Here is a 7935-nt window from a genome sequence, read left to right on the forward strand (position 1 = left end):
TCTTGTCCCGGGTGCGGCCTTCCGGCTTGCCCCAGGGGGTGACCGGGTGACGACCACCGGAGGTCTTGCCCTCGCCACCACCGTGCGGGTGGTCGATCGGGTTCATGGCCACACCGCGGACGGTCGGGCGGATGCCCTTCCAACGCATGCGCCCGGCCTTGCCCCAGTTGATGTTCGACTGCTCGGCGTTGCCGACCTCGCCCACGGTTGCGCGGCAGCGCACGTCCACGTTGCGGATCTCCCCCGAGGGCATCCGCAGCTGCGCATACGGGCCGTCCTTGGCCACCAGCTGGACCCCGGTACCGGCGGACCGGGCGATCTTCGCGCCCCCGCCCGGCCGCAGCTCGATGGCGTGGACCATGGTGCCGACTGGGATGTTGCGCAGCGGCAGGTTGTTGCCCGGCTTGATGTCCGCCGAGGGACCGTTCTCGATCAGGTCGCCCTGCTTGAGCTTGCTCGGCGCGATGATGTAGCGCTTCTCGCCGTCCGCGTAGTGCAGCAGCGCGATGCGAGCCGTCCGGTTGGGGTCGTACTCGATGTGCGCGACCTTCGCCGGCACGCCGTCCTTGTCGTGCCGACGGAAGTCGATCACCCGGTAGGCGCGCTTGTGGCCGCCGCCCTGGTGCCGGGTGGTGACCCGACCGTGGTTGTTGCGGCCACCCTTCGACGTGAGCGGACGCGTCAGCGACTTCTCCGGCTCCGTGCGCGTGACCTCAACGAAGTCGGCGACGCTCGAGCCGCGTCGGCCCGGGGTCGTCGGCTTGTACTTGCGGATGCCCATGGTTACGTGTCCTCGCCTGCGTCGTTAGCCGTCTGCTGTGGTGATCCCGGTCAGGAGACCGGTCCGCCGAAGATGTCGATGCGCTGGCCCGGAGCCACGCTGACCACCGCGCGCTTGGTGGTGGCACGCCGGCCCCAGCCCACGTTGGTGCGGCGGCGCTTGCCCTCGCGGTTGCTGGTGTTCACCCCGATGACCTTGACCCCGAACACCTGCTCGACCGCGATCTTGATCTGGGTCTTGTTGGAGTCCGGGCGGACCAGGAAGGTGTACTTGTTCTCGTCGAGAAGGCCGTAGCTCTTCTCCGAGATCACGGGCGCGAGCAGGATGTCGCGCGGGTCGGCGATCTTCACTTGACGCTCCCGTCGGTGTCCGCGGTGGTGGTAACGGCCTCGGACTCGGTGGCCACAGCCTTGGCGCCCTTGCCCTTGGCCGGTCCGGACAGGAACGCCTCGAGAGCGCCCCGCGTGAAGACCACGTCGTCGGAGACCAGCACGTCGTAGGTGTTCAGCTGGTCAGCGACGAGCAGGTGCACGGTGTCGACATTGCGCAGGCTCTTCCAGGCAGCGACATCGTCGCGCTCGAGCACGACCAGCAGGTGCGGACGGCCGCTGAGCTGGGCCAACGCCGCCGAGGCCGCCTTCGTCGAAGGGGTCTCGCCGTCCACCACACCGGTGAGCACGTGGACCCGGCCGTTGCGCGCCCGGTCGGACAGCGCCCCGCGCAGCGCGGCGGCCTTCATCTTCTTCGGGGTCCGCTGCTCGTAGCTGCGCGGCGTCGGCCCGTGGACCACGCCACCGCCCGCGAACTGCGGGGCCCGGGTGGAACCCTGCCGAGCCCGGCCGGTGCCCTTCTGGCGGTACGGCTTGCGCCCACCGCCAGACACCTCGCCGCGAGTCTTCACGGAGTGGGTGCCCTGGCGGGCCGCGGCCAGCTGGGCCACCACGACCTGGTGGATCAGCGGCACGTTGACCTGCACGTCGAAGATCTCGGCCGGCAGCTCGACGCTGCCCGCCTTCTCCCCGGCGGGGGTCAGGACGTCGACGGTCGTCATGGCGCTCACTTGCCCTTCGCAGCGGTCCGGACGAGGACGAGGCCGCCCTTCGGGCCGGGGATGGCGCCTTTGATGAGCAGCAGCCCCTTGTCGGCGTCGACCGCGTGCACGGTCAGGTTCTGGGTGGACTGCTGGACGTGACCCATCCGCCCCGCCATCCGCTGGCCCGGCATGACCCGGCCCGGGGTGGCGCAGGCGCCGATGGAGCCCGGCTTGCGGTGGTTGCGGTGCGCACCGTGCGACGCGCCCACTCCGGAAAAGCCGTGCCGCTTCATGACGCCGGCGAAGCCCTTGCCCTTGGTGGTGCCGGTGACGTCCACGAGCTGCCCGGCCTCGAACACCTCGGCGGTGATCTCCTGGCCCAGGGTGTACTCGGGGGCGTCATCTGTTCGTAGCTCCACCAGGTGCCGGCGCGGGGTCACCCCAGCCTTGGCGAAGTGACCAGCCAGCGGCTTGGTCACCTTGCGCGGGTCGATCGCCCCGTAGGCGATCTGCACCGCGGCGTAGCCGTCGGTCTCGGCGCTGCGGACCTGGGTGACGACGCACGGCCCGGCCTTGACCACGGTCACGGGCACGAGCCGGTTCTGCTCGTCCCAGACCTGGGTCATGCCGAGCTTCTCGCCCAGGACGCCCTTCATCTGCTTAGCCATGGCGCTGCAGTCCTCGATCTCCGTCTAGAGCTTGATCTCGATGTCAACACCCGCCGGAAGGTCGAGTCGCATGAGCGAGTCGACGGTCTTCGGCGTCGGGTCGAGGATGTCGATCAGGCGCTTGTGGGTGCGCATCTCAAAGTGCTCGCGGCTGTCCTTGTACTTGTGCGGCGAACGAATCACGCAGTAGACGTTCTTCTCCGTGGGCAGCGGCACCGGTCCCGCGACCTGCGCGCCGGTACGCGTCACCGTCTCGACGATCTTGCGCGCCGAGCTGTCGATGACCTCGTGGTCGTAGGCCTTGAGCCTGATGCGGATCTTCTGTCCCGCCATGGTGGCTTCGCTGTCCTTCGCTGGTCGTGATGACGTGTCCGAGGGCGGCCCTGACGACCGCCGACCCCCGAGGTCGGGCGTGTCGTGATCTCGGGCCCGTGCGGTGCAGCTCGAGAGTCATCAGGCTTGGTGCCCGGCCTTCACCGGGCGGTGGGACCCGGATGGCCGAGGCGCACGCGCCACGGCCACCCGGCCCAGACAACCTCCCTAGTATGCCGCACCGAAGGGCGACAAGGGAAATCGGTCGTGCTACTTCTGGATCTTGGTCACCCGTCCGGCGCCCACGGTGCGCCCACCCTCGCGGATGGCGAAGCGCAGGCCCTCCTCCATGGCGATCGGCTGGATCAGCGTGACCTTCATCTCGGTGTTGTCGCCGGGCATGACCATCTCGGTGCCCTCGGGCAGGTCGACGACGCCGGTCACGTCCGTGGTGCGGAAGTAGAACTGCGGACGGTAGTTGTTGAAGAACGGCGTGTGCCGGCCACCCTCGTCCTTGGACAGGATGTAGACCTGCGCCTCGAACTCGGTGTGCGGGGTGATCGAGCCCGGCTTGCAGACGACCTGGCCGCGCTCGACGTCCTCGCGCTTGGTGCCACGCAGGAGCAGACCGACGTTCTCACCGGCCTGGCCCTCGTCGAGCAGCTTGCGGAACATCTCGACGCCGGTAACCGTGGTGGTCTGCTTGACGTCCTTGATGCCCACGATCTCGACGGTCTCGTTGATCTTGATGATGCCGCGCTCGATACGACCGGTGACGACAGTGCCACGACCGGTGATCGTGAAGACGTCCTCGATCGGCATCAGGAACGGCTTGTCGATCTCGCGCTCCGGAGTCGGGATGTAGCTGTCGACTGCCGCCATCAGCTCCATGATCGACTCCGACCACTTCTCGTCGCCGTTCAGCGCCGGGAAGGCGGCAACCCGGACGACCGGGATGTCGTCGCCGGGGAACTCGTAATCGGAGAGCAGCTCGCGGACCTCGAGCTCAACCAGCTCGAGGATCTCCTCGTCGTCGACCATGTCGCACTTGTTCAGCGCCACGACGATCGAGGGCACGCCCACCTGGCGGGCCAGCAGGACGTGCTCCTTGGTCTGCGGCATCGGGCCGTCGGTGGCCGCCACGACCAGGATCGCGCCGTCCATCTGCGCCGCACCGGTGATCATGTTCTTGATGTAGTCGGCGTGACCAGGGCAGTCGACGTGCGCGTAGTGGCGCGCCTCGGTCTGATACTCGACGTGCGCGATTGAGATGGTGATACCGCGCTGCCGCTCCTCCGGCGCCTTGTCGATCTGGTCGAACGGCGTGAAGGGGTTGATGTCCGGCATCTTGTCGTGCAAGACCTTGGTGATCGCTGCGGTCAGCGTCGTCTTGCCATGGTCGATGTGACCAATGGTGCCGATGTTGACGTGCGGCTTAGTCCGCTCGAACTTCGCCTTCGCCACTGGGGTCCTCCTCGGGACTTCCGGTTGTTGCCGTACGACGGGTGGTTGACGTGTGCTGTGCGGGTGCGGGGACCCCTATCGGTGGAGCAGTCTCGCTGAGGCTCTACTCGCCGCGTGCCTTGGCGATGATCTCCTCGGACACATTCTTGGGGACCTGGGCGTAGGAGTCGAACTGCATGGAGTAGCTCGCCCGGCCCTGGGTCCGGCTGCGCAGGTCGCCCACGTAGCCAAACATCTCCGACAGCGGGACCAGGGCCCGGATGACGCGCGCACCTGAGCGCTCGTCCATGGCCTGGATCTGCCCCCGGCGGCTGTTCAGGTCGCCGATGACGTCGCCCATGAAATCCTCGGGCGTGGTCACCTCGACGGCCATCATCGGCTCCATGAGCACCGGCCCGGCCTTGCGGGCGGCCTCCTTGAACGCCATCGAACCGGCGATCTTGAAGGCAAGCTCGGAGGAGTCGACCTCGTGGTACTGGCCGTCGAGCAGGGTCACCTTGACGTCGACGAGCGGGTAGCCCGCCAGGACGCCGTACTCCATGGCCTCCTGGCAACCCGCGTCGACCGACGGGATGTACTCGCGCGGGATGCGACCACCAGTGACCTTGTTCACGAACTCGTAGCCACCGTCGACCTCTCCCCCACTGGGCTCGACGCTGATCTGGACCTTCGCGAACTGGCCGGACCCACCCGTCTGCTTCTTGTGGGTGTAGTCGACCTTCTCGACCGCCTTGGTGATCGTCTCGCGGTAGGCGACCTGCGGCTTGCCGACGTTCGCCTCGACCTTGAACTCGCGGCGCATCCGGTCGACCAGCACGTCGAGGTGCAGCTCGCCCATGCCGGCGATGATCGTCTGGCCGGTCTCCTCGTCGGTGCGGACCTGGAAGGTGGGGTCCTCCTCGGCCAACCGCTGGATCGCCGTGCCGAGCTTCTCCTGGTCGGCCTTGCTCTTGGGCTCGATCGCCACGTGGATGACGGGGGCCGGGAAGGTCATCGACTCCAGGATCACCGGCGCGTTGTCCGCGCACAGGGTGTCACCGGTGGTCGTGTCCTTCAGGCCCATGACGGCGACGATGTCGCCGGCGCCCACGCGGTCGATCTCCTCCCGCTTGTTCGCGTGCATCCGGTAGATCTTGCCGATCCGCTCCTTCTTGCCCTTGGTGCTGTTGAGCACCTGGGTACCGGCCGCGAGCACCCCGGAGTAGACCCGGATGTAGGTGAGCTTGCCCAGGTGCGGGTCACTCATGATCTTGAAGGCGAGGGCCGAGAACGGCTCGGACTCACTCGGCCTGCGCGCCACGATCTTGGTCTCGTCGCCGACCGCGTGGCCCTCGACGGCCTCGACGTCCAGCGGCGAGGGCAGGTAGCGCACGACCGCGTCCAGCATGGGCTGCACGCCCTTGTTCTTGAACGCGGAGCCGGCGAGGACCGGGTTGAGCTTGCCGGCGATGGTCGCGCGCCGGATCGCTGCGATCAGGTCGCCCTCGGACGGCTCCTTTCCCTCGAGGTACAGCTCCATCATCTCGTCGTCGGACTCGGCGATGGTCTCGAGCATGCGGTCCCGCCACTCGCGGGCGACGTCCAGGTGCGTGGCCGGGATGTCCTCGGTGTCGTACTCGTCGCCCTTGCCCTCGGTGTGCCACAGAAGGGCGCGCATCCCGACGAGGTCGATGACCCCCTTGAAGTCGGCCTCCGCACCGATAGGCACCTGCAGCACGAGCGGGATGGCGTTGAGCCGGGTGACGATCATTTCGACGCAGCGGTGGAACTCGGCACCCACCCGGTCCAGCTTGTTGATGAAGCAGATCCGGGGCACGTTGTAGCGGTCGGCCTGCCGCCAGACCGTCTCGGACTGCGGCTCCACTCCCGCGACACCGTCGAAGACCGCCACAGCGCCGTCGAGCACCCGCAGCGAGCGCTCCACCTCGACGGTGAAGTCGACGTGGCCGGGAGTGTCGATGATGTTGATCGTGTGGTCGTCCCACGAGCAGGTCGTCGCGGCCGACGTGATCGTGATGCCGCGCTCCTGCTCCTGCGGCATCCAGTCCATCGTGGCGGCGCCCTCGTGGACCTCACCGATCTTGTAGTTGATCCCGGTGTAGAACAGGATCCGCTCGGTCGTGGTGGTCTTGCCCGCGTCGATATGGGCCATGATCCCGATGTTGCGGACCTTGGCCAGCTTGGCGGCGGTGTCGATGGACACGGGTGACGTCTTCTCTCAGGTACTCGGGTGCCGGTTACGGAGGGGAGGGGACTACCAGCGGTAGTGCGCGAACGCCTTGTTCGACTCGGCCATCTTGTGGGTGTCCTCGCGCTTCTTCACGCTGGCGCCCAGGCCGTTGCTCGCGTCGAGCAGCTCGTTCATCAACCGCTCGGTCATGGTCTTCTCACGGCGCTGCCGGGAGTAGCTGACCAGCCAGCGCAGCGCCAGGGTGGTGCTGCGTCCGGGCTTGACCTCGACGGGCACCTGGTAGGTGGCACCGCCCACGCGGCGGCTCTTGACCTCGAGCGTCGGCTTCACGTTGTCCAGCGCCCGCTTGAGGGTGATGACCGGGTCGTTCCCGCTCTTCTCACGGCAGCCCTCGAGGGCGCCGTAGACGATCCGCTCGGCGGTCGACTTCTTGCCGCCCATAAGGATCTTGTTGACCAGCGCGGTGACCAGCGGGCTGTTGTAGACCGGGTCGACGACGACGGGGTGCTTGGGGGCTGGGCCCTTGCGCGGCATCAGCTCTTCTCCTTCTTCGCCCCGTAGCGACTACGCGCCTGCTTGCGGTTCTTCACGCCCTGCGTGTCGAGCGCGCCACGGATGATCTTGTAACGGACGCCGGGGAGGTCCTTCACCCGACCGCCGCGGACGAGCACGATCGAGTGCTCCTGGAGGTTGTGGCCGACCCCGGGGATGTAGGCCGTGACCTCGATCTGGCTGGTCAGGCGCACGCGTGCCACCTTGCGCAGCGCCGAGTTCGGCTTCTTCGGGGTGGTCGTGTACACGCGGGTGCAGACACCGCGCCGCTGGGGGCTGCCCTTCAGGGCCGGCGTCTTGGTCTTCCCGATCTTGTCCTGGCGGCCCTTGCGGACTAGTTGCTGGATCGTGGGCACCGCGTCTCCGTTGCTCTTCTGTCTCGCAGGTCTGGGTCAGTTCCTCAGGTGGTGCTCAGGTGCGTCCTCACTCGACCCACGAGGTCGGGTGTGTCGGCCCGTCCCCCCCGGAGCGAGCGTTGGCCCACCATGGAAGGTCCGGATACATCCGCACAGAGCGCAGGCACGCGTGCGGGGCCCGGGCTTCCCCAGGCGCGAGGACCAAGCCTACCCGGGGCCCGACCTGCAGGTCAAAGCGAGGGCGCGCTGCGGCTCAGCGCGCGCGGAAGGCAGCCACCGTCAGGAACGCCAGCCCGGCGAACACGGCCAGGCCGAACACGGCGATGTTGGCCCAGGCGACGACCCGGGCGGCGGTGACCATCCCCTGGCCGCCCAGCGCACCGCGCGCCGCGTCGATCGAGCGCTGCGCGCTCCTCGCGAGCACGAGGGCCGCGACTCCCAGCACGACCGGGCGCCACACCCAAGCCATGACGGCCAGCAGCAGTGCCGCCGCCGCCGTGTTGTCCGCCGGCGGCGCGGTCACCGGGGAGGCCGTGGGGTACCCCGTCGGGTACGCCGAGCCGGGCGGGGCCGGCCAC

The 7935-nt window shown here is 68.0% G+C and carries 10 protein-coding genes; all 10 read right to left on the bottom strand.

Features of this window, described 5'->3' with window-relative positions; genetic code table 11:
• A partial coding sequence (rplB, locus tag VIM19_02835; protein ID HEY5183846.1) for a 50S ribosomal protein L2 occupies positions 1-781 on the bottom strand: 781 nt, incomplete at its 3' end.
• A gap of 50 nt (positions 782-831) precedes the next feature.
• Positions 832-1125: a 50S ribosomal protein L23 gene (gene rplW / locus VIM19_02840; protein ID HEY5183847.1), complete on the bottom strand. Its 294-nt coding sequence runs from the start codon at positions 1123-1125 to the stop codon at positions 832-834.
• Positions 1126-1127: 2 nt separating this feature from the next.
• Positions 1128-1832 (bottom strand): 50S ribosomal protein L4, encoded by a 705-nt coding sequence (rplD, locus tag VIM19_02845; protein ID HEY5183848.1) that lies wholly within the window; start codon positions 1830-1832, stop codon positions 1128-1130.
• 5 nt (positions 1833-1837) lie between these two features.
• Positions 1838-2482: a 50S ribosomal protein L3 gene (gene rplC / locus VIM19_02850; GenBank protein HEY5183849.1), complete on the bottom strand. Its 645-nt coding sequence runs from the start codon at positions 2480-2482 to the stop codon at positions 1838-1840.
• A gap of 24 nt (positions 2483-2506) precedes the next feature.
• Positions 2507-2815 carry a 30S ribosomal protein S10 gene (rpsJ, locus tag VIM19_02855; GenBank protein HEY5183850.1) on the bottom strand — a complete coding sequence of 103 codons (309 nt, stop codon included), beginning with the start codon at positions 2813-2815 and terminating at the stop codon, positions 2507-2509.
• 249 nt (positions 2816-3064) lie between these two features.
• Entirely contained in the window at positions 3065-4258 is a 1194-nt protein-coding gene (gene tuf, locus VIM19_02860) for an elongation factor Tu (protein HEY5183851.1), read from the bottom strand.
• Between the two features lie 103 nt (positions 4259-4361).
• Positions 4362-6410 (bottom strand): elongation factor G, encoded by a 2049-nt coding sequence (gene fusA, locus VIM19_02865; protein ID HEY5183852.1) that lies wholly within the window; start codon positions 6408-6410, stop codon positions 4362-4364.
• A 102-nt stretch (positions 6411-6512) separates the two neighbouring features.
• Complete coding sequence (gene rpsG / locus VIM19_02870) at positions 6513-6983, bottom strand: 30S ribosomal protein S7 (protein HEY5183853.1); 471 nt, start codon at positions 6981-6983, stop codon at positions 6513-6515.
• Positions 6983-7357 (bottom strand): 30S ribosomal protein S12, encoded by a 375-nt coding sequence (gene rpsL / locus VIM19_02875; GenBank protein HEY5183854.1) that lies wholly within the window; start codon positions 7355-7357, stop codon positions 6983-6985. Before rpsL ends, rpsG begins: the two co-directional genes overlap by 1 nt.
• 253 nt (positions 7358-7610) lie before the next feature.
• Positions 7611-7935, bottom strand: a 325-nt coding sequence (locus VIM19_02880) for a hypothetical protein (GenBank protein HEY5183855.1), incomplete at its 5' end; no start/stop codon positions are given.

This window comes from Actinomycetes bacterium, from assembly GCA_036510875.1.
GTDB lineage: Bacteria > Actinomycetota > Actinomycetes > Prado026 > Prado026 > DATCDE01.